Origin of the sequence: Leifsonia aquatica H1aii (assembly GCF_000633535.1) — a bacterium.
In the GTDB taxonomy this organism is placed as follows: domain Bacteria; phylum Actinomycetota; class Actinomycetes; order Actinomycetales; family Microbacteriaceae; genus Leifsonia; species Leifsonia aquatica_A.
The window spans coordinates 69,409-94,826 of record NZ_AYMR01000002.1 but is presented as its reverse complement, the minus strand read 5'-3'; the positions used below and the strand labels follow the sequence as shown (position 1 = coordinate 94,826).

Sequence of the window (25,418 nt, the reverse complement as noted above, 5' to 3'; positions counted from 1 at the left end):
TTCTGGCACAGCGGCCGGGGGCGTCCGCGCGCTGTGACGGCGCTCAGGCCTCCAGCGGAACCCCGGCGGCGTCGATCCCGACCGCCTCGAGCATCGCCGCGAGCACGGCCTGCTCGTCGGCGAGCGGTTCGAGCGGGTCGCCGGAGACGAAGATCCGCACCTGCAGCAGCGCCTGGTGGACCAGCATCGACAGGCCGGAGACGACAGTGCCGCCGACGGCTCCCCAGGCCGTGGCCAGCGCACTGGGCCACGGCTCGTAGGCGACGTCGAACAGGACGGCCCTCCGCCGGGTCGAATCGGTGTAGAGGACCTCCGGGCGCGTCCCGCCCGGCAGCGTGCTGATGACCAGCTCGGGAACGTCGAGCGAGCGGTCCGCCTGAGCCAGGGAGCGCAACCGCACCATCAGGCCGAGTTCGTGCGCGAGCGGCTCCAGCCAGACGCTGCGGGTCAGGTCGCGCACATGCACGTCCACGCGCTCCGCCCCGACCTCGGCGGCGGCGACGAGCGCGGACGCGGCCGTCGCTCCGCCGCCCAGGATGTGCACGTAGCGCGCCGAAGAGACTCCGGCGCCCGCGAGCGCGCGGACGATGCCCGCGACATCGGTGTTGAAACCGCGCACCGACTCGCCGTCGAGCAGCACCGTGTTCGCAGCCCCGGTCTGCTCCGCCACCCGGTCGATCTCGGTCAGCAGCGGCAGGACGGCCTTCTTGAGCGGCATCGTGAGCGACAGTCCGCGCCACTCCTCCCCCAGGCCCGCGACGAAGCCGGGCAGGGCGTCCTCGGTGACCTCGACGGGCTCGTAGGACCAGTCCAGCCCCAGCACGCCGTAGGCGGCGCGCTGCAGGGTCGGCGACTGCGAGTGCGCGATCGGCGAGCCGAGCACGGCCAGCGAGCGGCGGGCGACCGCGCCCTTCTTCGCGGACGTCGCGGGCTTCTGACCCCCGGCAGGGCGCGCCGGGACCGCCTCGGCCCCGCGCTCCTCGATCGGAGCCTCCTCGGCCAGGGGCTCGGCGTCTGCCGGCTCCGCTGTCGTCGGGGCGTCCTCGGGTTCCTCCCGCTCCTCGGCCGCCTCGGCCTCGGCGACGGCGGTCTCCTCGGCCTCCCGCTCGCGCTCCGCCTCCACCAGCTCGGCGATCGACGCTTCCGCCTCGGCCTCCGACACCCCGTCTTCCACCGCGACGTCCGCGGGCGCGCTCACCGTGTCCGGGGTCTCGGTCGCCTCGGCCGAAGCCTCGGCCTCGGTCGAACGGGGGGTGCGGGGGGAATCACTCATATCCGGGGTTGTCCTTCATCCATTGCTGCCACTTCTGCACCGCGGCCTCATGCTCGGCTTCGGTGGTCGAGAAGATCGTCTCGCCCGTCTGGAGGTTCCACGTCACGAAGAACATCCACGGGCCGTCCGCCGGGTGCATCACCGCGTTGATCGCGAGATCGCCCGGATTGGAGATCGGTCCGACCGGCAGGCCCGGGTGCACGTACGTGTTGTACGGGTTGTTCGCGTCGGCGCGCTCGGCGTCCGTCGTCTCCACCCGGTGCGTGTTCCCGGTGCCATAGGCGACGGTGGCGTCCGACTGCAGGTCCCATCCCTGCGCCAAGCGGTTCAGGAAGACCCGCGCGACTTTGGGGTAGTCGTCCTTGAGCCCGGCCTCCCGCTGCACGATCGACGCCAGCACGACCGTGTTCCACCGGTTCTCGGGGGCCACGCCGGCCGAGTCGAGCGCCTGGAACATCCGGTCGACCATCGTCTTGATCGCGTCGTGCGCGGTCGTGCCGGGAGGGAACGTGTAGGTCGCCGGGAAGAGGAATCCTTCGAGCGTCTTCGCCTCGGCGGGGAGGCCGAAGTCGGCGGGATTGGCAGCGGCCGCTTTGAGATCGGCGATCGGGATCTTCGTCACGTCGGCCACGGTCTGCAGCGCATCCACCTCGGCCGTCCCCTCCGGGATGACCGCCGTGTTCTCGACCCGGTTGGCCGGATCCTTCAGCGCGGTCAGCGCCGCGCTCGCACTCATCTGCTTCTTCAGCTTGAAGGCGCCCGGCTGGAACTCCACCTCGGGCTTCTGCCGCAGCAGCAGGGAGTAGAAGGCGTCATACGACTTGGTGACGCCCGCCTTGTGGAGGTTCGTCGCCACATCCGACCCGGTGTCCCCCGAGACGATGGTGAACATCACCTCGCCCGTCCCGCTGCCGGCGTAATCGTTGTCCACCGGGGTGAGCGCGTTGACGAGCTGGGCGACCTGGGGCTGGAAGATCGCGTACGCAGCACCCGCCATCCCGCCGAGGACGGCCAGGATGACGACCACGACCACGAGCGGCTTGACCCAACGCCGCTTGCGCTTGGGTTCGGCGTGGGAGAGGTAATTCTGCTGGCGCCAGGCGAGCGGGGACTCCCCCGTCGGCGGCTGCCGATCCTCCGCGTGCGGCTCGTCGGCCAACGGGGCGAAGAGCGTGCGCGCGGGATGGTCCGCCGGGAAGTCGTCCGAGCCATGCCGGACAGCGGCGCCCACGGGCTCCGGCTCCGGCTCGGGCTGCTCGACGCGGGAGATCGGTCCGGTGATCACCGCATCGAAGTCGAGACGGTCGAGCGTCTCGCGCTGCCGGCTCGCGGCCGGATCGACGGCCTCCGGTCGCAGGACGGCGCCGTCCTGCTCAGGCTGCGGCGGGAGCACGTCGTCGTGCGGCACCGGCTGCGGAGCGGACTGCGCCTCCCGTGCCTCGCGCGCCTCCCGGCGCGTCATCGGCGGCCGGTTGACGGCGGGGAACACAGGGAGTTCCGGCCGTTCCTCGGGGTTCTTCGACAAACTCAGGGTCCAATGCTCGATTCGACGGACTGGCCCGGCGGACGGCCGGAGGCGCGCTCCGCGTCGAGGGCATGCTGCAAAATTATCGTGGCTGCCACCTGATCCACCACCGGACGCGCGCTTTTGGAGTTTCTGCCGGACGCGCGGAGGGCCGAATGGGCCGACACGGTCGACAGCCGTTCGTCGACGAGGCGGACCGGGACGTCGAGCTCGGCGTCCAGGGCCTCGGCGAACGCCACCGCGTCCGCGGTGGACGGGGTGTGCGCGCCCGAGAGCGCCAACGGCAACCCGACGATAATCTCGAAAACTCCGAGTTCAGTCACAATGGCGCCGATTCTCCGGCGATCCGAAGCGTCTTCGGAGCGTGCGACGGTCTCGACCGGCGTCGCGATCATGCCGTGCGGATCGGACCGGCTGACGCCGATCCGGACCTTGCCGACGTCGATGCCGAGCCGGACACCGGTGCGCATCCGCGCTATCCGATCGCCGAGACGACCGCGTTCAGCGCGGCCGGGATGGCCGCGAGGTCGGTTCCGCCGCCCTGCGCGAGGTCGGGCTTGCCGCCACCGCCGCCGCCGAGCACGCCCGCCGCCGTCTTGGCCAGCGCTCCGGCGTTCGCACCGGCGTCACGTGCCGCCTGGTTGGTCGCGACGATCACGACCGGCTTCCCGCCGGCCTGAGCGGCCAGGGCCACGACGGCCGGGTCGGAGCCCAGACGCTCGCGCACCGTGGTCACCAGCAGCCGAAGGTCGTCCGGCGTGTTGAGCGTGCCCGCGTCGTGCGCCACGACCGTGAACGCGCCCTGACGCGAAGCCGCCTCGATCAGCCCGGGGACCTTGTCGAGCACGGCACGCGCCTCGAAGGCCTGGATGCGCTTCTCGGCGGCTTTGAGGTTCGCCAGGAGGTCGGCGATCTTCTCGGGAAGCTGCTCGCGGGGGGTCTTCAGGCTTCCGGAGAGCTGCGAGACGATCGTGCGCTCGACCGCGAGGTCGCGGAACGCCTCGAGACCGACGAGGGACTCGACCCGGCGATTCGTGGAACCGACGGAGGACTCGCTGACCAGGTTGATCATCCCGATCTCGGCGCTGGCCGCCACGTGGGTGCCCGCACAGAGCTCGCGCGACCAGGGGCCGCCGATGTCCACGACGCGCACGACGTCGCCGTACTTCTCCCCGAAGAGGGCCATCGCACCGAGCGACTTCGCCTCGTCGAGCGGAAGCTCGCGAGTGGTGACCTCGAGGTTCTGCCGGATCGCGTTGTTCGAGATCTCCTCGATCTCGCTGCGCGTCTCGGCCGAGAGCGCCTGGTTCCACGAGAAGTCGAGGCGGAGGTAGCCGGCCTTGTTGTACGAGCCGGACTGGTGCGCGTTCGAACCGAGTACCTGGCGCAGCGCGGCATGGATGATGTGCGTGCCCGAGTGCGCCTGACGCGCGCCACGGCGGTACTCGTGATCGACCAGGCTGGTCGCCGGGGAGCCGACGCCGACCTCTCCGCTGCGGACCAGCACCTTGTGGCTGATCAGTCCCTTGACGGGCTTCTGCACGTCGAGCACATCGAGCTCGTAGCCGGGACCGACGATCGTCCCCGCGTCGGCGTCCTGACCGCCCGACTCGGCGTAGAGCGCGGTCGCCCCGAGGATGATCTCCGCGACCTGGCCTTCGACGGCCTTCGACACCGAGGCGCCGTCGACGATCAGGCCGAGCACGCTCGACTCGGTCTCCAGCTCGGTGTAGCCGGTGAAGACCGTCTCGCCCTGGGCGCGGAACGCGCTGTAGACCGAGAGGTCAGCCAGAGCGGTCTTCTTCGCCTTCGCGTCGGCCTTGGCGCGCGAGCGCTGGTCCGCCATCAGGCTGTCGAAGGCGGCGCGGTCGACGCTCAGGCCGGCCTCCTCCGCCATCTCGAGGGTCAGGTCGATCGGGAAGCCGTAGGTGTCGTGGAGCAGGAAGGCGGTGTCGCCCGCGAGCTGCTCCTTGCCCGCCTTGCGCGTGTTCGACACGGCGGTGTCGAGGATGCTCGTGCCCGCGGCGAGTGTGCGGAGGAAAGTCTCCTCCTCCGCGTACGCGAGCTGGGAGATGCGGTCGAACTCGATCGCGACCTCCGGGTACGCCGCCTTCATCGCGTCACGAGAGGCGGGGAACAGCTCGGGGAAGGTCGCGCTCTCGACGCCGAGCAGGCGCATCGCGCGCACGGTGCGGCGGAGCAGGCGACGCAGCACGTAGCCGCGGCCCTCGTTCGACGGCGTCACGCCGTCCGTCATGAGCATGAGCGCGCTGCGGACGTGGTCGGCCACGACCCGCAGGCGGACGTCGTCCTCGTGCGCCTCGTTGCCGTACGGCTTGTTCGCCAGGGCGGCGGCGCGATCGAGCACCGGACGCACCTGGTCGATCTCGTACATGTTGTCGACGCCCTGCTTGATGAACGCGACGCGCTCCAGGCCCAGGCCGGTGTCGATGTTCTTCTTCGGCAGGTCGCCGAGGATCTCGAAGTCCTTCTTGCCGTCGCCCTCGCCGCGCAGATACTGCATGAAGACGAGGTTCCAGATCTCGACATAGCGGTCGTCGTCCGTCGCCGGGCCGCCGTCGATGCCGTACGCCGGACCGCGGTCGAAGAAGATCTCCGAGCACGGGCCCGCCGGGCCGGGCTGACCGGTCGACCAGTAGTTCGTGTCCTTGCCCAGCCCCTGGATGCGCTCGGCGGGCAGCGTCGAGACGCGTCCCCAGATCTCCCGGGCCTCGTCGTCCTCCTCGTAGACCGTGACCCAGAGGTCGTCGGGCGAGAAGCCGAGGCCGCCCTCGTCCTCCGAGGTGGTCAGCAGATCCCAGGCGAACGTGATCGCCTGCTCCTTGAAGTAGTCGCCGAAGGAGAAGTTGCCGCACATCTGGAAGAAGGTGCCGTGCCGCGGGGTCTTGCCGACCTCCTCGATGTCGAGGGTGCGGATGCACTTCTGCACGCTCGTCGCCCGCGGGAACGGGGCGGGGACCACGCCGGTCAGGTACGGGACGAAGGGCACCATTCCGGCCACCGTGAAGAGCAGCGACGGGTCGTCGCTGACGAGGGAGGAGGAGGGGACGACGGTGTGGCCGCGCTTCGCGAAGAAGTCGAGCCAGCGGCGGTGGATTTCAGCGGTCTGCATGGGTTCCGGTCGGTCGAAGCTGCGTGAGGGGGTGGTGTGCGCGGTCAGTCGCCGTCGATGGCGGAACGGATCTCCGCCTCGCGCTGGCGGTAGCCGTCCGAGACGGCCTCTCCGAAGTCGCGGGCCTTCTGGTCGAGCGAGCTGAAGAACTCGCGGCCCTTCGACGTCTCATTGACCTTGTGGGCGACGACGAAGCCGATCCCGACGCCGACGAGGAGCCACAGGAAACTCTTCATTGCTGTTCTTCCCTCCGAGTCCGGTGCGCGAGCACACCTGATCGAGTCTAGTGGCAGGCGGCCACGACGGGGCGGCTCTACTCCGAGCCTGTGCGCCGTGCCTTCCGGCCGCCGCCCGCGGCGCCGAAGGCCGCCTTGACCGCGGCGCTGAAGCCCGCCAGCTTGATGAGCGGTCCGCCGACCGTCGCCGCGAAGAGCGACACCAGGGCGGAGACGTTGCCGGTCACATCGGCGACGTTGCGCGTGATGACGTCGACGCGGGCGAGCTGCTTGTTGGTCTCACGCAGCGTCGTGGCCGTTTCGTCGAGGATGGGCGTGATCCCGTCGCTCGTCTCCTTGATCGAGTCGCGCGTCTGATCGAGCACCCGGCCGAATTTGAGCAGCGGCACGGCGATGAAGCCGACGAGCACGGCGAACACGCCCGCCGCGATGAGCCCTGCGATGTCCCCACCAGACACGAGTCGTCCTTCCATTCCGCCACCGGCATACGGCTCCAGCGTAGTCCTGCCCGGCGCCGGGCACTGCGCCGGAACGACGGAACGGGGCCGCGGCCGAAGCCACGACCCCGTTCCGGGAGTCTCGCGGAGCCTTAGCGCGCCGCGTAGTACTCGACGACCAGCTGGACCTCACAGGTCACCGGCACCTCGGCGCGCTTGGGGCGACGCTCGAGACGGGCCTGGAGCTTGTCGATCTCGACATCCAGGTAGGCCGGGACCTTGGGCAGGACGTCGACGTGACCGCCGGCGGCCGCGACCTGGAAGGGCTCGGTGCCCTCGGAGCGGGCCTTGACGTGGATGAGCTGGCCCGGCTTCACGCGGAAGGAGGGACGGTCCACGATCTTGCCGTCGACGAGGATGTGACGGTGCACGACGAACTGACGCGCCTGCGAGATGGTGCGGGCGAAGCCGGCGCGGAGCACGAGGGCGTCGAGACGCATCTCGAGGATCTCGACCAGGTTCTCACCGGTCAGGCCCTGGGTGCGGCGAGCCTCTTCGAACGCGATGCGGAGCTGCTTCTCGCGGATGCCGTACTGGGCGCGCAGACGCTGCTTCTCGCGCAGACGCACGGCGTAGTCGGAGTCGGCCTTGCGCTTGGTGCGGCCGTGCTCACCGGGGGCGTACGGGCGCTTCTCGAGGTAGCGCGCGGCCTTCGGGGTGAGCGCGATGCCGAGGGCACGCGACTCGCGGGTCTTGCTGCGGGAACGTGAAGACACGGTTTCCTTTCAATGATCTCTCTAGTACATGGACTGCGGAACGCGACGAAGGCGTCCGCGCGCACGACGAGTGCGCTGAGAGAGGGATTCGATGCCCGGGGCGCCCGGCTACAGGGCCGTCCCCTTCGAGAACGTGATGAGCGCAGCCGCACGCCGCACACGCTTCTAGGCCCATCGAGTGTATCAGAACGCGGTCAGCGTCCGCGCACGATCCGCCGCAGCTTCGCCAGCCGCGCCGAGACGTCGCGCTCGTTGCCGTGGTCGGTCGGCGCGTAGTACGTGGTGTCCTTCAGCTCGTCGGGCAGGTACTGCTGCTCCAGCACGCCCAGGGCGTCGTCGTGCGGGTACTTGTATCCCTTGCCGTGGCCGAGCCGTTTGGCCCCGGGGTAGTGCGCGTCGCGCAGGTGCTTCGGCACGCGGCCGATCTTGCCGGCACGGACGTCCGCGATGGCCGCGTCGAGCGCCATGTAGGCCGCGTTCGACTTGGGCGCCGTCGCCAGGTGCACGACCGCCTGGGCGAGCGGGATGCGCCCCTCCGGCATCCCGACGAACTGCACGGCGTCGGCAGCGGCGATCGCGACCACGAGCGCCTGCGGGTCCGCCATCCCGATGTCCTCCGACGCGGAGATGATGATGCGCCGGGCGATGAAGCGGGGGTCCTCCCCCGCTTCGATCATGCGGGCGAGGTAGTGGAGGGCGGCGTCGACGTCCGAGCCGCGCACGGACTTGATGAAGGCGCTGATCACGTCGTAGTGCTCGTCGCCGTTGCGGTCGTAACGCAGGAGGGCGCGATCGACCGCCTGGGCGACGATCTCGGCGGTGATCACCGGCTTCTTCTTCGAGGTCGCCGGCGTCATCGACGCAGCGGAGACCGAGGAGGCCTCCAGCGCGGTCAGGGCGCGACGCGCGTCGCCCGAGGCGAGCCGGATGATCGCGGCGCGCGCATCGTCCGCGAGCGTGTACTGACCGCCCAGCCCGCGGTCGTCGACCACGGCGCGGTCGACCACCACTCCGAGGTCGTCGTCGCTCAGCGTCTCGAGCGTCAGCAGCAGCGACCGCGACAGCAGCGGGGAGATGACCGAGAAGGACGGGTTCTCCGTGGTGGCGGCCACGAGGATCACCCACCCGTTCTCGACTCCGGGCAGCAGGGCGTCCTGCTGCGCCTTCGTGAAGCGGTGGATCTCGTCCAGGAACAGCACCGTGGAGACGCCGTAGAGGTCTCGGGTGGAGAGCGCCTCGTCCATCACGAGCCGCACATCCTTCACGCCCGCCGTCACCGCGGAGAGCTCGACGAACTTGCGGCCGGAGGAGTGAGCGATGGCCTGGGCCAGCGTCGTCTTGCCCGTCCCCGGAGGCCCCCACAGGATGACGGACACCGAGCCGGTCTCGCCGGACTGGTCCGAGGCGAGTGCCACCAGCGGCGACCCCGGACGCAACAGGTGCCGCTGACCGGCAACTTCGTCCAGGGACGTCGGCCGCATGCGCACGGCGAGCGGCGTCGCTCCGGTGCGGAGCCCGGGTTGCACATCGACCATCCCACCAGGCTACCGGGCACCACCGACACCGTCGTGCTTCCGTGCTCGGCGCACGGCTGTCGTCTGGTTTGGCGTCCATAGGCGCGCCGGATAAGGTTCTCCTGACCCGCGGACCGGTCTTCCTCGGGACACCGACTCCCCGCTCGACGGCGCCCCTCGGAGGACACACGTGGCACCCAGCAAGCAGAACGATCGCGACGCACGGCAGGCTCGGGAGCGGCTGCGCGCCTACCAGGCGCGGCAGACCGTGCACGAGTCGAAGGTCAAGCGCCGGGCGCGGGACAACTGGATCGCCGGCATCGCCGTGGTCGTGGTGGTCGGCCTCGCCGTCGCCACGCAGCTGCTCTACTTCACGGGCGGCCCCGGTGCGCCCTCCGCCAGCGCCTCCCCCTCCGCCACGCCGACGCCGACGCCGACCGCGACGGGCGCCAACACCGGCGACGTCCCCTCGGCCGCCCTCGCCGAGGGTCGCGACTGGAAGGGCTCCCTCGTCGTGAACGGGATCGACCTGGGCGTCACGCTGGACGGCGCGAAGGCCCCGCAGGCGGTCTCGTCCACGATCTCCCTGGCCAAGAAGGGCTTCTACGACGGGCTGACCTGCCACCGTCTCACCACCAGCGGGATCTACGTGCTCCAGTGCGGCGACCCGAACGGCGACGGCACGGGCGGACCGGGATACTCATACGGCCCCGTCGAGAACGCACCGAAGGACGGCGTCTACCCCGCTGGGACGATCGCGATGGCGCGCCAGAGCGGAAACGGCTACAGCCAGGGCAGCCAGTTCTTCATCGTGTACAAGGACAGCTCCATCCCCTCGGACGCCGCCGGCGGCTACACCGTCCTCGGCACCATCACCAGCGGGCTCGACACACTCGACTCGACGGTGGTCGCCAAGGGCGTGGAGGGCGGCGGCACCGACGGCAAGCCCGTCGTGGCCACCAAGATCGACAGCTTCACGCTGCAGTGATGCGGCGCGTGCAATAGGCTGATTCCACCGTGGGGCGGGCTCTCTCCGCCCCGACCGCACAGCAGCAAGGTGAGACTCTTGGCTACTTCTGAACAGCACCCCTGGGGTCGCGTCGACGAGACCGGGACCGTGTACGTCCGCGAGGGCGACGGGGAACGCACCGTCGGCCAGTACCCGGACGGCACGCCCGAGGAGGCGATCGCGTACTTCGAGCGCAAGTACACCGACCTCGCCGGGCAGGTCTCCCTGCTGGAGCAGCGTGCCCGCCGCGGCGCCCCCGCCGGCGACGTGGCCAAGTCGGTCGCGAACCTCCGATCGGCCGTGCAGGGCGCCAACGCCGTCGGCGATCTCGCGTCGCTCCTGACGCGTCTGGACGCGTTGGGCGGCACCGTCGAGGAGCTCACCGAGCAGCAGAGCGCCGAAGCCAAGGCGGCGGTCGACGCCGCCATCGCGGAGCGGACCGCCATCGTCGACGAGGCGGAGGCCCTCGCCGCGCAGGACCCCGAGCGCACGCAGTGGAAGCAGACCACGACCGCGCTGGACGAGCTGTTCGCCCGGTGGCAGGCCCATCAGCACGACGGCCCGCGCCTGCCCAAGAACGAGGCGAACGAGCTGTGGAAGCGGTTCCGTGCCGCCCGGTCGACCATCGAGCACAATCGCAAGGCCTTCTTCGCGGAGCTCGACAATCAGCATCGCGACGTACGCAGCCGCAAGAACGCCCTGATCGAGCAGGCCGAGCGGCTGATCCCCCAGGGCGCCGACGGCGTGCCGGAGTACCGGCGACTGCTCGACCAGTGGAAGCTCGCGGGTCGAGCAGGCAAGAAGAACGATGACGCCCTCTGGGCTCGTTTCAAGGCCGCCGGCGACGCCATCTACTCGGCCAAGGCAGAGGTCGACGCGCGCGACAACGTCGAATACGAAGCCAACCTGCAGGTGAAACTGGAACTGCTGGACGAGGCGGAGCCGCTGCTCACCGAGACGAACCGCGAGACCGCCCGCGCCAAGCTGCTGTCGATCCAGGAGCGCTGGGATGCCGCCGGTCGCGTTCCGCGCGAGCAGGTGCGCCCCATCGAGGACCGTCTCCGCAAGGTCGAGACCGCGGTGCGCCGTCTCGACGAGGAGCACTGGGAGCGCAACAACCCCGAGAAGAAGGCCCGCTCGGAGGGCCTCGCGAGTCAGCTGAACGCGGCGATCGCGAAGCTCGAGGAGGAGCTCGCCGAGGCCAAGGCCGGCGGCGACGCCGCGAAGGTCAAGGCCGCACAGGAGGCCCTGGACGCCCGCAAGATCTGGCTCGACGCGCTGGGCTGATCCCCTCCACAGCCGTCTGCAAGGCACGGCTTATCCACAGATTCCCGCCTCGGTAATCTCCCCGGCGTCGCAGACGCCACGCTGGGGAGATGACCGAGACACTCTGCCCCACCCTCTTCGACCGTCGCGTCCTCCCCCTCGCCGAACTCCTGGCGCTGTGTCTCGACGGCCAGCTCTACCGGGTCGGCGAATCCTTTGCGACGACAGACACACCGGACACCCCCGGGCTGCGTGCGCGCGCGCTCTCGTCGACCGTCCCTCGGCGCTCCATTGCCGAACGGGGCACGGCCGCGTGGATCCACGGCACCCGCAACAGTCCCCCTGGCCGGCCGCAGGTCTGCGTCTCGCCCTCCAACCGAGGAACCCGGTTCCCCGCGCGGGTGGACGGCCGCCAGCGGTCCTTCACGGCGGGTGAGACGCAGCTGATCGGGCCGATCGCCGTCACGACACCACTGCGGACCGCCGCCGACCTGATGCTCAAGGCGCCCGGGTTCGAGCACGCCGACGCGCTCGAACTCCGCCATCTGCTCTCGCTCGCGGCGATGTCGCCCGAGGCGCTCGTCCCGTTCATCCCGAGCACCCGGCGCGGCGGGTCGGCGCGGGCGATGGAACGCCTGCGGATGGTGGAGCAGGTGCGGCTGCCGTTGGTCGAGCCGCCTGCCGGCCGCGTCGAGGAGCGGGCCGATGTCAGCCGGCGCTGACCCGGTAGACGTCGTAGACGCCGTCGATGCGGCGCACCGCGTTCAGCACGCGGTCGAGGTGGGTGGTGTCGCCCATCTCGAAGACGAACCGGCTCAGAGCGAGGCGATCGCTCGATGTCGTGACCGTGGCCGAGAGGATGTTGACATGATGCTCCGAGAGCACCCGCGTGACGTCCGAGAGCAGTCCGGAACGGTCGAGCGCCTCGACCTGGATCTGCACGAGGAAGACGCTCTTCGAGCTCGGCGCCCACTCCACGTCGATCATCCGCTCGGGCTCCTGCAGCAGGGACTGCACGTTGTGGCAGTTCGCCTGGTGCACGGAGACTCCCTGACCGCGGGTGATGAATCCGACGATCGGATCCCCCGGAACCGGCGTGCAGCACTTCGCGAGCTTCACCAGGATGTCCGGAGCGCCGCGGACCAGCACGCCCGAGTCGCTGTTGCGGAGTTGGCGCGCGCGTCCCTTGACCGGGATCTCCAGCTCGCCGTCGGACTCCACATCGCTCTGCAGCGACGCGACGACCTTCTCGATCACGGACTGGGTCGAGACGTGCCCCTCGCCCACGGCGGCGTAGAGCGTGGACACGTCGGCGTACTTGAGCGACGAGGCCACCTCGACGAGCGCATCCTGCGTCATCAGCTTCTGCAGCGGCAGGTTCTGCTTGCGCATCGCCCGGGCGATCGCATCCTTGCCCTGCTCGATCGCCTCGTCGCGGCGTTCCTTGGTGAACCACTGCCGGATCTTGTTGCGCGCCCGCGGGCTCTGAACGAAGTTGAGCCAGTCCTGGCTCGGGCCGGAATCCGGATTCTTGGACGTGAAGATCTCGACCACATCACCGGTGGCGAGGGTGCTCTCCAGCGGAACGAGACGGCCATTGACCTTGGCGCCCATCGTCCGGTGGCCGACTTCGGTGTGCACGGCGTAGGCGAAGTCCACAGGCGTCGCCCCGGCGGGCAGCCCGATCACCCGCCCCTTCGGCGTGAAGACGTAGACCTCCTTCGCCCCGATCTCGAAGCGGAGCGAGTCGAGGAACTCGGTGGGGTCGGCGGTCTCGGCCTGCCAATCGGAGATGTGAGCGAGCCACGCCAGGTCGGTGTCGACCGAGGCCGGGCCTCCCGAGCTCTTGCCGGTGGTCTGCTCCTTGTACTTCCAGTGCGCGGCGACACCGAACTCGGCCCGCTGGTGCATCTCCTCGGTCCGGATCTGGATCTCTACCGGGCGCCCCTGAGGACCGATGACGGTCGTGTGCAGCGATTGGTAGAGGTTGAACTTCGGCGTCGCGATGTAGTCCTTGAACCGTCCGGGCATCGGAGTCCAGCGCGAGTGGATCTGCCCGAGCACGGCGTAGCAGTCGCGCACCGTGTTGACCAGGACCCGGATGCCGACGAGGTCGTAGATGTCGTCGAACTCGCGGCCGCGGACGACCATCTTCTGGTAGATCGAGTAGTACTGCTTCGGCCGGCCGACGACCTTGCCGCGGATGCGCGCGGACTTGAGATCGTCGTTGATCGCGTCGATGACCTGCTGCACGAGCCGCTCGCGCTCGGGCGTGCGCTGCTTCACGAGGCTCTCGATCTCCGCGTAGAGCTTCGGATACAGCACCGCGAACGAGAGGTCCTCGAGCTCCCACTTGATGGTCTGGATACCGAGCCGATGCGCGAGCGGCGCATAGATCTCCAGCGTCTCCGTCGCCTTGCGGGTGGCGTTGGCCGCGGGAACGAAGCCCCAGGTGCGCGCGTTGTGCAGGCGGTCCGCCAACTTGATGATCAGAACACGGATGTCCTTCGACATCGCGACGATCATCTTGCGGACCGTCTCGGCCTGCGCGCTGTCGCCGTACTTGACCTTGTCGAGCTTCGTCACGCCGTCGACGAGCATGGCGATCTCATCGCCGAACTGGTCGCGCAGCTCGTCGAGGGTGTACTCGGTGTCCTCGACCGTGTCATGCAGCAACGCCGCGGCGATCGTCTTCGCGCCGATGCCGAGGTCGGCGATGATCTGCGCGACGGCGACCGGGTGGGTGATGTACGGCTCCCCCGACCGGCGCTTCTGGCCGGTGTGGGCGCGTTCGGCGACGGCGTAGGCGCGCTCGATCAGCGAGAGGTCGGCCTTCGGGTGGTGCATGCGCACCGTGCGGATCAGGGTGTCGACGGCGCCGGCGGGCTGCGCCCGCGAGAAGATGCGCGGGACGAGACGGCGCAGCGAGGCGGACTGCGGTGTCGAAGTATCAACCATGTGCGCGCCTCCTGTCGTCCATTATCGCCGCATCCCGGGGCCCACCCGGCCACCGTCCGCTCGCAGCGATCAGCCGACGGCTCCGGACGGGCTCGCTCCGCGCTCGACAGGGGCTCCGCCGGACTCCCACGCGATCATGCCGCCGGCCACGTTCGCCGCCGGGAAATCGGCGCGGAGGAGGGCATCGGTCACCATGCGCGATCGGGCGCCGGAGTGGCAGATCACCAGGATCTGCCGATCCTCCGGGAGCTCGTCCTGACGCTCCTGCAGCTGGGAGAGCGGGATGAGGTGCGCATCCGGAGAGCGCACCTCCTCCCACTCGTACGGTTCACGAACGTCCAGCAGCCAGGCGTCGCCCGCCGCGATGAGCTCGCGAGCGCGGGCAGCGCTCACCTCGTCCTCGGAGAGATAGGGGCCGCCCATGCGTGTGCGCTACTCCGCCGCGACCGCTTCGGGGGCCGCCGCAGCAGCCTTCGGACGGATGGCGCGCACCTTCTGGTCGTGCTTCTTCACGGCGGGCTCGCCCTCGCGGAACTGCGAGTACATCGGGGCGGCCAGGAAGATCGTCGAGTACGTGCCGACGATGATTCCGATCAGCAGCGCGAGCGAGATGTCGCGCAGCGTCGCCGCACCGAGGGCGTAGGCGCCGATGAACAGAATGGAGGCGACCGGGAGCACCGCGACGACCGCGGTGTTGATCGACCGCACCAGGGTCTGGTTCACCGCGAGGTTGACCGACTCGGCGAACGTCCGTCGCGTGAGCTCGAACTCCTCGCGGGTGTTCTCCCGGACCTTGTCGAAGACCACGACCGTGTCGTACAGCGAGTATCCGAGGATCGTCAGGAAGCCGATCATCGTCGCCGGCGAGACCTCGAAGCCCACCAGGGCGTAGATGCCCGCGGTGATGATCAGGTCGTGGAACAGGGAGATGATCGCCGAGGCCGACATCTTCCAGGTGCGGAAGTACAACGCCATCGCGATGAACGCCAGGAGCAGGAACACCACGAGGCCCTGGATGGACTGCTGCGTCACGTCGGCGCCCCACGACGGGCCGATGAAGGTCGAGGCGACCTCCGAAGCCGGGACGTCGTACGCCTTGGCGAGCGCGTCGGCGACCGCCTTGGTCTCGGTCTCGGACAGCTGGTCGGTCTGCACCTGGACGGCGTTGGACCCGACGACGCTGATGTGCGAGACCGCGTTCGGCACGACGCTCGTCACCGCGGACTGCGCCTTGTTGGTGTCCGTGCTCTCGACGTTGGTGATCTGGAACTGCGAACCACCGCGGAACTCGATCGAGAAGTTGAACCCGCCCTTGACGATCGGGATGAGGATCGAGACGATCACCATCACCGCCGCGATGACGTACCAGATCTTGCGCTTGCCGACGAAGTCGAACGAGCGTGCGCCGGTGTAGAGGTCGTTTCCGAACTTGGTGAGACGACTGGCGGCCATCAGGAGTCCTTCCCATCGGTCGATCGATCGGAGGAGGTCGAGGCGCCGCTGAGCTCAGCGGCCTTGCGCTCGGCGATCGTCTGGCGGCGGGCCGCCTCCTTGCTGCTGCGTGCGGCCGTACCGGCGCCGATCTTGGCGGCCGACGGCGTGCGGAACTGCGCTGCACCCCGGTACACCGCTCCGAGCGCCTGCGGGTCGAGACCCGACCAGGCGTGGCCGGTGCTGAAGAAGCGCGTCCGGCCGAGCAGCTGCAGCGTCGGGTGGGTGAACAGGAGCACGACGATCACGTCGATGATCGTGGTCAGACCCAGTGTGAACGCGAAGCCACGGACATTCGCGGCGGCCAGGACGTACAGCACCACGGCCGCGAGCAGGTTGGTGGCCTTCGATGCATAGATCGTCCGCCGGGCACGGGCCCATCCGGCCTCCACCGCCGACTCGAGACTCCTCCCGTCGCGCAACTCGTCGCGTATTCGTTCGAAGTAGACGATGAACGAGTCCGCTGTGAAGCCGATCGCGACGATCAGACCGGCGACGCCGGCGAGCGACAGTCGGTAGCCGTAGTGCCACGAGAGCAGCGAGATCGTCAGCCAGGTGAGCACACCGGCCACGACGAGCGACACGATCGTGACGAAACCGAGCAACCGGTACTGGAAGAACGTGTAGATCGCGACCAGGATCAGACCGATCAGACCCGCGACGAGACCGCTGATCAGCTGCGCGGAACCCAGGGTGGCCGAGATCGTGTCCTGGCTCTGCACCTTGAAGCTGAACGGCAGCGCGCCGAACTTCAGCTGGTCGGCCAGCGACTTCGCGGTGGTCTCGGTGAAGTTGCCGGTGATCTGCGGCTTGCCGTCCGTGATCGCGGCCTGAGTGGTCGGCGCGGAGATCACCTTGCCGTCGAGCACGATCGCGAACTGGTTCTGCGCCCCGGTGAGGCCCACCAGACGGGTGGTCACATCGGCGAACTGCTTCGTGCCCGTGGAGTCGAACACGATGTTGACGGCCCACCGACCCGTGGTGGCGCCCTGCGACGTCTGCACCAGTCCGGCGCTGGCGTCGCTGATGTTCTGACCCTTGACCTCCACCGGTCCGAGCAGGTACTTCACCTGGTTCTGGTCGTCGCAGGTGATGAGCGGCTGATCGGTCGGCGCGGAGCTGGTGTCCGTCGACTCATTCGCGGTGCAGGAGTAGGCGTTGAAGTCCGCCTGGAGCTTCGGCGTCACCCAGGCGAGGTCGCTGCCGTTGGTCGGCGAGGTCGACGGGGTCGACTCCAGACCGGGCGCCGGCGTCGGCGCAGGAGTCGACTTGCCGTCCGCTCCCACGACTTCGTTGGTCGGACCGCCCGCGACCAGCACAGGACGGAAGTCGAGGCGCGCGCTCGACTTCACCCGGTTGAGGGTCGCCTCGTCCGGGGTGCCCGGGAGGGAGACGACGATGTTGCGCGAGCCCTCGGTGGAGATCTGCGCCTCGGAGATCCCAGTGGCGTCGATGCGCTGACGGATGATCGAGACGGCCTGGTCCAGCTGCTGCTGCTGGATCTGCTGACCGTTCTCGACCTGCGGCGTCAGGATCACCTGGGTGCCGCCCTCGAGGTCGAGGGCGAGCTTCGGCAGCCACGTCGCATTGCTGAACAGCACGCCGGCCGTGAGGGTCCCGAGCAGGACCACCACCAGCACGCCGAGCCACGACAGCGAACGCCAGGCTTTCTTGACCGGAGTCGACTTTGCCACCTAGGAACTCAGCTTTCTACGAGTGTTCCGCGCACGCAGAAGCGCCGCGGCCCACGGGTCGGGAGTTAGTCGTCGCTCTTCGCGCCGGGCTTCTTCGAGGACTCGTCGATCCGCTCGCCGTACTCCGGCTCGTCGTGGCGGATGGCGTGGTCCTCGTTCAGCTCGGTGGTCCCGGCGATGGCGTCCTGGTCGACGTCGGCCTCGGCCGGCTCGTCGACGGTAGGCTCCACGACGCGGGCGAGCACCTGGCGGTGCACCTTCAGGACGTGCCCGGGGCTGGTCTCGACGAGCGCGGTGTTGTCGTCCTCGTTGACGGACAGCAGCGTCCCGTAGACACCGAAGTTGGTCATGACCTCGGCGCCCGGCACCATCTTCGAACGCGTCTCGGCCTGCTCGCGCTGGCGCTTGCGGCTGTTGCGGAACATGAAGAAGATGAGGGCCGCCAGAATGACGACCATCACAATAGTCAGCGGATCAATGGTCATGAATTTCTGCCGAACCTTCCGGTGGGGAGTATGAGGGGCCGAGCGGCCACCTCACATCATAAGTCATCGATCAGTGATGGTTGCTCCGAACGGCCTTGATGCGGGCCGGGAATCCCGAAATGGCGCCACGCGGCGGGAGTCGCGACCCGCCCTCGGGGGGTGCGCGAGAGCAGCCCGATCCTGACCAGGAAGGGCTCGACGACCGCCTCGATCGTCTCGGCCTCCTCACCGACGGAGACGGCGAGGGTGTTCAGCCCGACCGGACCGCCGTCGAACCGCTCCAGGATCGCGTGCAGCACGGCGCGGTCGAGCCGGTCCAGCCCCAGCGGGTCCACGTCGTACAGTTCGAGCGCAGCACTCACCGCGGCCAGGTCGGCCGCACCGCCGTGGACGAGGGCGTAGTCGCGGACGCGTCGCAGCAACCGGTTGGCGATACGCGGCGTCCCGCGGCACCGGCCGGCGATCTCGGCCAGCGCCTCCCGGTCGATCTCCAGCTCGAGCATCGTGGCCGCACGCGTGAGCACCTGCGTCAGCTCGCTCTCGTCGTAGAACTCGAGGTGAGCGGTGAATCCGAACCGGTCGCGCAGCGGGTTGGGCAGCAGCCCCGACCGGGTGGTGGCCCCGACGAGCGTGAACGGCGCGAGGTCGAGCGGGATCGATGTCGCGCCCGCCCCCTTGCCGACCATGATGTCGATGCGGAAGTCCTCCATCGCGAGGTACAGCATCTCTTCCGCCGACCGTGCCATCCGGTGGATCTCGTCGATGAAGAGCACCTCGCCGGGGGTGAGCGACGACAGCAGCGCGGCGAGGTCCCCCGCGTGCTGGATGGCCGGGCCGCTGGACATCCGCAGCGGACGACCGCTCTCGTGGGCGACGATCATCGCGAGCGTGGTCTTGCCGAGTCCGGGCGGTCCGGCGAGCAGGATGTGGTCCGCCGTGCGGTCCTGCATCGTCGCGGCGGTGAGCAGCAGCTGGAGCTGACCGCGCACCTTGGCCTGACCGACGAACTCGGCCAGGGACCGGGGACGCAGGGCGCCCTCGAAGGCGAGCTCCGACTCCGACTCGAGCTCGGGGGCCGTGAGATCGTCGCCCGCCGCGTCGTCGCTCATCCGGTCGCCGCTCATCGGGCGGCCTGCGCAGCGGGACCGAGCCGGGAGAGGGTCAGACGCAGCAGGGCGGGGACGGTGTCGCGCGCCGACTCCGCGGTCTCGGCGACCACGTCGGCGATCGCCTCGACGGCCACCTTCTCGGGCCAGCCCAGGCCGACGAGGGCGATGAGGACGCTGTCGGACGTCGACGAGGGCACGCCCGCGGACGGCCGGGCCGGCGCGGCGCGGCGCGTGGCCGTGAGCTTGCCCGTCAAGGACACGACGATCAGCTTCGCCGTCTTGGGGCCGATCCCGGAGACCTTGCGGAACGGCGCGTCGTCGTCGGCGGCGACCGCATCGGCAATCTGGTCGGGCGAGAGCACGGACAGCACGCCGATCGCCGACTTGGGACCGACGCCGCTCACGCCGGTGAGCACCTCGAAGACGTCGAGCTGCTCGCGGTCGACGAAGCCGAACAACTGCAAGGAGTCCTCGCGCACAATCATCGACGTGTGCACGAAGGTCTCATCGCCGGTGCGGAGGGAGAGGACGTGGTCGGGGGTCAGCTGCACCGCGAACCCGACGCCGCCGACCTCGATCACGGCGGTGCCGCCGCTCGCGGAGAGGACGGTGCCGCGGAGAGAGGAGATCACCTGGCCAGCCTACGGGGCACCGCCGACGACCGGGCGGAGCGCTCCGCGGCGCGCCATGCGGCCTGCGCAGGAGTCTCCTGCGCTCCTCCGCCGGCCGCGTCCCCCGCGCCTCCGACGGCGCCGTGGGTCGACGGCGCCGGGGCCCCGCGCCAGGCGTGGCAGATCGCGATCGCGAGGGCGTCCGCGGCGTCCGCGGGCTTGGGGACCTCCGTCAGGCCGAGGATGCGGGCGACCATCGCCTGCACCTGCTTCTTGTCGGCGGCGCCATAGCCCGTGATCGCCGCCTTGACCTCGCTCGGCGTGTGCAGGGCGACCGGGAGGCCGCGCTTGGCGGCGGCGTGCAGGGCGACACCGCTCACCTGGGCCACGCCCATCACGGTGTTCAGGTTGTGCTGCGCGAACACTCGCTCGATCGCGACGGCGACCGGTCGGTGCTCGTCGAGGAGCCGTTCGATCCCGTCACCCACGGCGAGGAGGCGCTCCTCGAGCGGCATCGAGGGCGGGGTACGGATGACCGTCACCTCCACCAGCGCGGCACGGCGGTCGGGTCGCACGTCGACGATCCCGACACCGCACCGCGTGAGTCCGGGGTCGATGCCGAGCACCCGGATCGACATGGCGGCCTGCTTACTCGTCGTCCTCGTCGAGCTGCGCCTGGACCTCGGGGGTCAGGTCGAGGTTCGTGTAGACGTTCTGCACGTCGTCCGAGTCCTCGAGAGCGTCGATGAGTCTGAACACCTTGCGGGCGACGTCGGCGTCGGCCTCCACGTTGACGGTGGCGACGAACTCGGCGTCGGCCGAGTCGTAGTCGATGCCGGCCTCCTGCAGCGCGGTCCGCGCCGCGACCAGGTCGGTCGCCTCGGTCAGCACCTCGAAGCTCTCGCCGCGGTCGGTGACCTCTTCGGCGCCCGCGTCGAGGACGGCCGTGAGGACGGTGTCCTCGTCGACGCCGTCCGCGTGCGGCACCACGATGACGCCCTTGCGGTGGAAGTTGTACGCGACACTGCCCGGGTCGGCCATGGTGCCGCCGTTGCGGGTCATCGCCGTGCGCACCTCGGCGGCGGCACGGTTCTTGTTCTCGGTGAGGCACTCGATCAGCAGGGCAACTCCGCCCGGGCCGTAGCCCTCGTACATGATCGTGCTGTAGTCGATGACCTCACCGGTGAGACCGGCGCCGCGCTTGATCGCGCGGTCGATGTTGTCGTTGGGGACGGAGGTCTTCTTGGCCTTCTGCACCGCGTCGACGAGGGTCGGGTTGCCCGACATGTCGGCGCCGCCGGTCTTCGCCGCGACCTCGATGTTCTTGATGAGCTTGGCGAACGACTTGGCACGGCGTGCGTCGATGACCGCCTTCTTGTGCTTGGTCGTGGCCCACTTGGAATGCCCGGACACTGCTGCTCCCTCGAGTTACGTTCTGAACCTGTCTATAGTAATGCGGCCCGTCCGTCGCGCAGGACCATCCCCCGCTCGGCGTGGAACCGGGCGAAGGTCGCGACATCCGCGGTCGCGTTCGCCGCGGTCGGCCCGATGCCCGACGGGTTGTGGAACACGAACCGGTCGCCGACCCGGTCGTGCACCAGGACGAGGTGTCCCCCGCGACGCTCGTTCGCGCGCTCCGGCCAGCGGATCTCCGGCGAGACCGAGGCCAGGACGACCTGTCCGGGGCGCACCAGCGGCAGGAACGCCGCAGTCGGGGTGCGCTCGACCACCTCACCCTCGATCGCGAACTCGTCGGCGATCCAGGCGAGGAACGGCCGGTAGGACAGGCCGTCGACCGTATCCTCCCGCCGGACCAGCGCCTCCGCCGCCACGGCGCCCGCGATGAGCCGCGCCATCGGCACGACTCCCAGCTCGGGCCGCCAGGCCCGCAGGACCGAGCGCAGGCACGCGAGTCCGCACACGTGCGCGGCCCAGAACTCGTACTCGGCCGCCGAGGCGTAGCCGTCGACGGTCCAATCGTGACAGCGCGCCGGAGACTCGCCGCGCACGATCAGCGGCTCGTTGCACCGCAGGTCGCCCCACTGCGACTCGTAGGGGAACGGCGACGCGGAGGGCGAGGCGGACGGGGTCGGCGCGGTCACCCGTGCGATCGTATCTTCCGCAGGAAGTACGCGTGGAAGCGGGTGTCGCCCGTGATCTCCGGATGGAACGACGTCCCGAGCAGGTTGCCCTGCTCCACCGCGACCACGCGACCGTCCGTCACCCGGGCCAGCGCGGTGGCGCGCTCGCCGACCCGCTCCACGATGGGCGCGCGGATGAAGACGGCGTGCATCGGCTCGCCGCCGATCGCAGGGATGTCGAGGTCGGTCTCGAAGGAGTCCACCTGGGAGCCGAACGCATTGCGGCGCACGGCCACATCCAGCCCGCCGAGGCTCTGCTGCCCGGCGATCCCGTCGACGATGGTGTCGGCGAGCATGATGAGCCCGGCACAGGTGCCGTACACCGGCAGCCCGCCCGCGATGGCCGCCCGCAGCGGCTCGGCGAGGCCGAACGCCCGGGACAGCTTGTCCATCACACTGGACTCGCCGCCGGGGATGACCAGGCCCTCCACCGTCGCGAGCTCCTCCGACCGCCGAACCGGGACGGCGTCGGCGCCGAGGCCGCGCAGGACCGCGAGGTGCTCGCGGAAGTCCCCCTGCAGGGCCAGGACGCCGACGCGCGGCGCGCGCTGGTCGCTCAGCACTTACCAGCCACGCTCGGACAGGCGGTGCGGGGCGGCGAGATCGGCGACGTTGATGCCGACCATCGCCTCGCCGAGGCCGCGCGAGACCTCCGCGATGACCTTCGGGTCGTCGTGGAAGGTGGTCGCCTTGACGATGGCGGCGGCCCGCTGCTCGGGATTGCCCGACTTGAAGATGCCGGAACCGACGAACACGCCGTCGGCGCCCAGCTGCATCATCATCGCCGCGTCGGCCGGGGTGGCCACGCCGCCCGCGGTGAACAGCACGACCGGGAGCTTCCCGGTCTCAGCGATCTCGGCGACCAGCTCGTAGGGCGCCTGGAGCTCCTTCGCCGCGACGTAGAGTTCGTCCTTCGACATCGACGAGAGGGCGTTGATCTCGGCGGTGATCTTGCGGATGTGCTTCGTGGCCTCGGAGACATCCCCGGTGCCGGCCTCGCCCTTCGAGCGGATCATCGCCGCGCCTTCGTTGATGCGGCGCAGCGCCTCACCGAGGTTGGTGGCGCCGCAGACGAAGGGGACGGTGAACTTCCACTTGTCGATGTGGTTGACGTAGTCGGCCGGCGAGAGCACCTCGGACTCGTCGATGTAGTCGACGTCGAGCGCCTCCAGCACCTGCGCCTCGACGAAGTGGCCGATGCGCGCCTTCGCCATGACCGGGATGGACACCTCGGCGATGATCGCGTCGATCAGGTCGGGGTCGCTCATCCGGGCGACACCGCCCTGGGCGCGGATGTCGGCGGGCGCGCGCTCGAGCGCCATGACCGCGACGGCGCCGGCGTCCTCGGCGATCCGGGCCTGCTCGGGCGTGACGACGTCCATGATGACGCCGCCCTTCAGCATCTCGGCGAGCCCGCGCTTGACGCGGCTCGATCCGGTGGCGGTGCCCTGGTGCGTGTCTGTCATGGTCGCCCTTTCGTGCGGAACGTAATCGTTTTTGACCTATGCCGAACCATAGCATCCCGGAAACCGATCACTAGACTCGGTTCCGACATGGATGAACTGAGCATCACCGGCACGACGGCCGCCGAGATCGCGGCGAGCGTCCGCGCCCTGCACGAGCGCGGACGGCTGCGTCGCGGGGACGCCCTCCCGCCGGTGCGCGAGCTCGCCGGGCAGCTGGGCGTGAACCGCAACACCGCCGTCGCGGCCTACCGGCTCCTGGCGCAGGCGGGCGTCGTCGTGGCGCGTGGGCGCGCCGGCACGGTCATCGCCGGTGTCGAGGCGGTGGCCCAGGAGGGCTACGCGCGCGACAGCGTCCTGCGCGACATCGGCACCGGCAACCCGGACCCGGCACGCATCCCGGACGCCTCCCGCGCGCTCGCGGGTGCGATCGGCCGCCCGGTGCTCTACGGCGAACCCGTGATCGACCCCGCCCTCGAGCAGTGGGCGCGCACCTGGGCGGAGAGCGACCTGCCCGGGCTCGACCTCCGCATCACCGTCACCAGCGGCGCCGTCGACGCGGTCGAGCGCCTCCTCGCGCAGGCGCTGCTCCGGGACGATGCGATCGCGCTGGAGGACCCCTGCTTCCTCGCCAGCATCCACACGGTGCGGCATGGCGGCTACCGGGCCGTCCCTGTCCCCGTCGACGACGAGGGGATGACCGTCGACGGCGTGCAGGCGGCACTCGACGCGGGCGTGCGTGCGATCATCTGCACGCCCCGAGCGCAGAATCCGACCGGCGCGACCCTCTCCCCCGGTCGTGCCGCCGCGCTGCGCGCCCTCCTGGCGGATCACCCCTACGTGCTCGTCATCGAGGACGACCACTTCTCGATGCTCTCGCAGCGCCCGTACGAGACGCTCATCGGGCCCGGCCACCGTCGCTACGCGCTGGTGCGCTCCGTCTCCAAGTTCCTCGGGCCCGACATGTGCGTCGCGCTGGCCGCCACCGACCCGGAGACGGCCGAGCGGCTCGCCTTCCGGTTGAGCCCGGGGACGACCTGGGTCAGTCACATCCTGCAGCGGCTGGTGCTCGCGCAGCTCACCGATCCGGACGCGCTGCGTGCCATCGCCGAGGCCGGCGCCCACTACGCGGAGCAGAACGCCCGGTTCGCCGCGCTCCTGGCCGAGCGCGGGCTACCCGCCACCGCGGCGGACGGGCTCAATCTCTGGGTCGAGCTGCCGCTGACCGCACGCGTGGTCGCGGATCGCCTGATGCGCCGTGGCTGGCTCGCCCGCACCGGCGACGAGTTCGTGCTCTCGGACGACCCGGCGCCGTCGCACCACCTGCGGTTGACCGTCCACGACCTCTCCGAGGACGAGTCCGCACGCCTGCTCGACGACCTGGCCGATGCCACCGGCGGACGGAGCACCCCCGCGCGGGGTGAGAGGATCGAGGGATGAAGATCCTCTCGATCCAGTCCGCGGTCGCCTACGGTCACGTCGGCAACTCCGCCGCCGTCTTCCCGCTCCAGCGCATCGGCGTCGAGGTGCTCCCCGTCTACACGGTGAACTTCTCCAACCACACCGGCTACGGCGCCTGGCGCGGGCCGCTGATCGCCCCCGACGACGTCCGCGCGGTCATCACCGGCATCGAGGAGCGCGGGGTGCTCGGACAGGTCGACGCCGTGCTCTCCGGCTACCAGGGCGGCGAGGGGATCGGGGACGTCATCATCGACGCCGTCGCACGCGTGAAGGCGGCCAACCCGGACGCGGTCTACGCCTGCGACCCGGTGATGGGGAACGCCAAGTCGGGCTGCTTCGTCGCACCGGCCATCCCGGACCTGCTGCGCGACCGCGTCGTCCCGGTGGCCGACATCATCACCCCCAACCAGTTCGAGCTCGGCTACCTGACCGGCACGACGCCGGACACGCTGGAGTCGACGCTGGAGTCGGTCGACGCCGCCCGCGCGATGGGCCCGCGGACCGTGCTCGTGACGAGCGTCGAGCGCCCGGACCAGCCCGCGGACACGATCGAGATGCTCGCCGCCGACGACTCCGGCGCGTGGATCGTGCAGACCCCGCGCCTGCCGATGAAGGCGAACGGCTCGGGAGACGTCACCGCCGCGCTCTTCACGGCGCACTACGTGCGCACGGGCAGCGCCGAGATCGCCCTCCGCAAGACCGTGTCGAGCGTGTTCGACCTGCTCACCCGGACGCTGGAGTCGGGTGACCGGGAGCTGCAGCTCGTCGAGGCGCAGGAGTCGTACGCGCACCCGCGCGAGCAGTTCCCCGTCCGCCAGGTGCGCTGACCTCCCGCA

General features: G+C 69.9%; 25 protein-coding genes. 5 read left to right on the top strand and 20 right to left on the bottom strand.

Annotated elements, in window-relative coordinates:
- Window positions 1–43: 43 nt before the first annotated feature.
- The 8 genes from U870_RS0101780 to U870_RS0101740 form a co-directional block, all read right to left on the bottom strand.
- Window positions 44–1,273, bottom strand: coding sequence for a shikimate dehydrogenase (locus U870_RS0101780; protein ID WP_025155704.1), 1,230 nt, complete (start codon window positions 1,271–1,273; stop codon window positions 44–46).
- Window positions 1,266–2,798 carry an endolytic transglycosylase MltG gene (mltG, locus tag U870_RS0101770; protein ID WP_029947056.1) on the bottom strand — a complete coding sequence of 511 codons (1,533 nt, stop codon included), beginning with the start codon at window positions 2,796–2,798 and terminating at the stop codon, window positions 1,266–1,268. The genes U870_RS0101780 and mltG overlap by 8 nt, the downstream gene beginning before the upstream one ends.
- 2 nt (window positions 2,799–2,800) lie before the next feature.
- A complete protein-coding gene (gene ruvX / locus U870_RS0101765) occupies window positions 2,801–3,268 on the bottom strand; it encodes a Holliday junction resolvase RuvX (RefSeq protein WP_025155702.1) in 468 nt (155 codons plus the stop codon).
- Window positions 3,269–3,273: 5 nt separating this feature from the next.
- Window positions 3,274–5,931, bottom strand: coding sequence for an alanine--tRNA ligase (alaS, locus tag U870_RS0101760; RefSeq protein ID WP_025155701.1), 2,658 nt, complete (start codon window positions 5,929–5,931; stop codon window positions 3,274–3,276).
- A 44-nt stretch (window positions 5,932–5,975) separates the two neighbouring features.
- On the bottom strand, window positions 5,976–6,167 hold the full coding sequence (locus U870_RS0101755) for a hypothetical protein (RefSeq protein WP_025155700.1): 192 nt from the start codon (window positions 6,165–6,167) through the stop codon (window positions 5,976–5,978).
- Between the two features lie 77 nt (window positions 6,168–6,244).
- Window positions 6,245–6,625, bottom strand: coding sequence for a DUF948 domain-containing protein (locus U870_RS0101750; RefSeq protein ID WP_025155699.1), 381 nt, complete (start codon window positions 6,623–6,625; stop codon window positions 6,245–6,247).
- Window positions 6,626–6,756: 131 nt separating this feature from the next.
- Window positions 6,757–7,380: a 30S ribosomal protein S4 gene (gene rpsD / locus U870_RS0101745; RefSeq protein ID WP_025155698.1), complete on the bottom strand. Its 624-nt coding sequence runs from the start codon at window positions 7,378–7,380 to the stop codon at window positions 6,757–6,759.
- A gap of 194 nt (window positions 7,381–7,574) precedes the next feature.
- Window positions 7,575–8,915, bottom strand: a complete 1,341-nt coding sequence (locus U870_RS0101740; RefSeq protein WP_025155697.1) for a replication-associated recombination protein A — start codon at window positions 8,913–8,915, stop codon at window positions 7,575–7,577.
- A 169-nt stretch (window positions 8,916–9,084) separates the two neighbouring features.
- Here U870_RS0101740 and U870_RS0101735 point away from each other — a divergent pair, with 169 nt between their 5' ends.
- The 3 genes from U870_RS0101735 (at window position 9,085) to U870_RS0101725 (ending at window position 11,891) form a co-directional block, all read left to right on the top strand.
- Window positions 9,085–9,882 (top strand): peptidylprolyl isomerase, encoded by a 798-nt coding sequence (locus U870_RS0101735; RefSeq protein ID WP_025155696.1) that lies wholly within the window; start codon window positions 9,085–9,087, stop codon window positions 9,880–9,882.
- A gap of 78 nt (window positions 9,883–9,960) precedes the next feature.
- A complete protein-coding gene (locus tag U870_RS0101730; protein ID WP_025155695.1) occupies window positions 9,961–11,190 on the top strand; it encodes a DUF349 domain-containing protein in 1,230 nt (409 codons plus the stop codon).
- Window positions 11,191–11,279: 89 nt separating this feature from the next.
- On the top strand, window positions 11,280–11,891 hold the full coding sequence (locus U870_RS0101725; protein ID WP_025155694.1) for a hypothetical protein: 612 nt from the start codon (window positions 11,280–11,282) through the stop codon (window positions 11,889–11,891).
- Here the strand turns inward: U870_RS0101725 and U870_RS0101720 are convergent.
- The 12 genes from U870_RS0101720 to pdxS all read right to left on the bottom strand — a co-directional run bounded on the left by U870_RS0101720 (window position 11,878) and on the right by pdxS (window position 23,124).
- Window positions 11,878–14,127, bottom strand: coding sequence for a RelA/SpoT family protein (locus U870_RS0101720; RefSeq protein ID WP_025155693.1), 2,250 nt, complete (start codon window positions 14,125–14,127; stop codon window positions 11,878–11,880). The genes U870_RS0101725 and U870_RS0101720 overlap by 14 nt on opposite strands.
- 69 nt (window positions 14,128–14,196) lie before the next feature.
- Entirely contained in the window at window positions 14,197–14,550 is a 354-nt protein-coding gene (locus U870_RS0101715; RefSeq protein ID WP_025155692.1) for a rhodanese-like domain-containing protein, read from the bottom strand.
- A gap of 9 nt (window positions 14,551–14,559) precedes the next feature.
- Entirely contained in the window at window positions 14,560–15,579 is a 1,020-nt protein-coding gene (gene secF / locus U870_RS0101710; protein WP_025155691.1) for a protein translocase subunit SecF, read from the bottom strand.
- Complete coding sequence (secD, locus tag U870_RS0101705) at window positions 15,579–17,312, bottom strand: protein translocase subunit SecD (RefSeq protein WP_025155690.1); 1,734 nt, start codon at window positions 17,310–17,312, stop codon at window positions 15,579–15,581. Before secD ends, secF begins: the two co-directional genes overlap by 1 nt.
- Window positions 17,313–17,377: 65 nt before the next feature.
- Window positions 17,378–17,797, bottom strand: a complete 420-nt coding sequence (locus U870_RS0101700) for a preprotein translocase subunit YajC (protein ID WP_029947055.1) — start codon at window positions 17,795–17,797, stop codon at window positions 17,378–17,380.
- A 56-nt stretch (window positions 17,798–17,853) separates the two neighbouring features.
- Window positions 17,854–18,906 (bottom strand): Holliday junction branch migration DNA helicase RuvB, encoded by a 1,053-nt coding sequence (gene ruvB / locus U870_RS0101695; protein WP_025155688.1) that lies wholly within the window; start codon window positions 18,904–18,906, stop codon window positions 17,854–17,856.
- A gap of 11 nt (window positions 18,907–18,917) precedes the next feature.
- Window positions 18,918–19,538, bottom strand: a complete 621-nt coding sequence (gene ruvA, locus U870_RS0101690; RefSeq protein WP_025155687.1) for a Holliday junction branch migration protein RuvA — start codon at window positions 19,536–19,538, stop codon at window positions 18,918–18,920.
- On the bottom strand, window positions 19,535–20,149 hold the full coding sequence (gene ruvC, locus U870_RS0101685) for a crossover junction endodeoxyribonuclease RuvC (protein ID WP_205288708.1): 615 nt from the start codon (window positions 20,147–20,149) through the stop codon (window positions 19,535–19,537). Before ruvC ends, ruvA begins: the two co-directional genes overlap by 4 nt.
- A 16-nt stretch (window positions 20,150–20,165) precedes the next feature.
- A complete protein-coding gene (locus U870_RS0101680) occupies window positions 20,166–20,930 on the bottom strand; it encodes a YebC/PmpR family DNA-binding transcriptional regulator (RefSeq protein ID WP_025155685.1) in 765 nt (254 codons plus the stop codon).
- A 32-nt stretch (window positions 20,931–20,962) separates the two neighbouring features.
- On the bottom strand, window positions 20,963–21,619 hold the full coding sequence (locus tag U870_RS22290; RefSeq protein WP_025155684.1) for a hypothetical protein: 657 nt from the start codon (window positions 21,617–21,619) through the stop codon (window positions 20,963–20,965).
- Window positions 21,616–22,221, bottom strand: coding sequence for a pyridoxal 5'-phosphate synthase glutaminase subunit PdxT (pdxT, locus tag U870_RS0101670; protein ID WP_025155683.1), 606 nt, complete (start codon window positions 22,219–22,221; stop codon window positions 21,616–21,618). The genes U870_RS22290 and pdxT overlap by 4 nt, the downstream gene beginning before the upstream one ends.
- On the bottom strand, window positions 22,222–23,124 hold the full coding sequence (gene pdxS / locus U870_RS0101665; RefSeq protein ID WP_025155682.1) for a pyridoxal 5'-phosphate synthase lyase subunit PdxS: 903 nt from the start codon (window positions 23,122–23,124) through the stop codon (window positions 22,222–22,224). It abuts the gene before it with no gap.
- A gap of 87 nt (window positions 23,125–23,211) precedes the next feature.
- Here pdxS and U870_RS0101660 point away from each other — a divergent pair, with 87 nt between their 5' ends.
- Entirely contained in the window at window positions 23,212–24,561 is a 1,350-nt protein-coding gene (locus U870_RS0101660; RefSeq protein WP_025155681.1) for an aminotransferase class I/II-fold pyridoxal phosphate-dependent enzyme, read from the top strand.
- The gene (gene pdxY, locus U870_RS0101655) at window positions 24,558–25,409 is read left to right on the top strand and encodes a pyridoxal kinase PdxY (protein ID WP_025155680.1); all 852 of its coding nucleotides are present in this window, start codon (window positions 24,558–24,560) and stop codon (window positions 25,407–25,409) included. Before U870_RS0101660 ends, pdxY begins: the two co-directional genes overlap by 4 nt.
- Window positions 25,410–25,418: the final 9 nt, after the last annotated feature.

Bases quoted from the DNA above. Each gene is read 5' to 3' on its own strand.
- ruvB (WP_025155688.1), bottom strand. From the start codon at position 18,906: ATGAGCGACGACGCGGCGGGCGACGATCTCACGGCCCCCGAGCTCGAG.
- ruvX (WP_025155702.1), bottom strand. From the start codon at position 3,268: ATGCGCACCGGTGTCCGGCTCGGCATCGACGTCGGCAAGGTCCGGATC.
- secF (WP_025155691.1), bottom strand. From the start codon at position 15,579: ATGGCCGCCAGTCGTCTCACCAAGTTCGGAAACGACCTCTACACCGGC.
- U870_RS0101740 (WP_025155697.1), bottom strand. From the start codon at position 8,915: ATGGTCGATGTGCAACCCGGGCTCCGCACCGGAGCGACGCCGCTCGCC.
- pdxS (WP_025155682.1), bottom strand. From the start codon at position 23,124: ATGACAGACACGCACCAGGGCACCGCCACCGGATCGAGCCGCGTCAAG.
- U870_RS0101660 (WP_025155681.1), top strand. From the start codon at position 23,212: ATGGATGAACTGAGCATCACCGGCACGACGGCCGCCGAGATCGCGGCG.
- alaS (WP_025155701.1), bottom strand. From the start codon at position 5,931: ATGCAGACCGCTGAAATCCACCGCCGCTGGCTCGACTTCTTCGCGAAG.
- U870_RS0101700 (WP_029947055.1), bottom strand. From the start codon at position 17,797: ATGACCATTGATCCGCTGACTATTGTGATGGTCGTCATTCTGGCGGCC.
- U870_RS0101725 (WP_025155694.1), top strand. From the start codon at position 11,280: ATGACCGAGACACTCTGCCCCACCCTCTTCGACCGTCGCGTCCTCCCC.
- U870_RS0101755 (WP_025155700.1), bottom strand. From the start codon at position 6,167: ATGAAGAGTTTCCTGTGGCTCCTCGTCGGCGTCGGGATCGGCTTCGTC.
- pdxY (WP_025155680.1), top strand. From the start codon at position 24,558: ATGAAGATCCTCTCGATCCAGTCCGCGGTCGCCTACGGTCACGTCGGC.
- U870_RS0101780 (WP_025155704.1), bottom strand. From the start codon at position 1,273: ATGAGTGATTCCCCCCGCACCCCCCGTTCGACCGAGGCCGAGGCTTCG.
- U870_RS0101720 (WP_025155693.1), bottom strand. From the start codon at position 14,127: ATGGTTGATACTTCGACACCGCAGTCCGCCTCGCTGCGCCGTCTCGTC.
- U870_RS0101715 (WP_025155692.1), bottom strand. From the start codon at position 14,550: ATGGGCGGCCCCTATCTCTCCGAGGACGAGGTGAGCGCTGCCCGCGCT.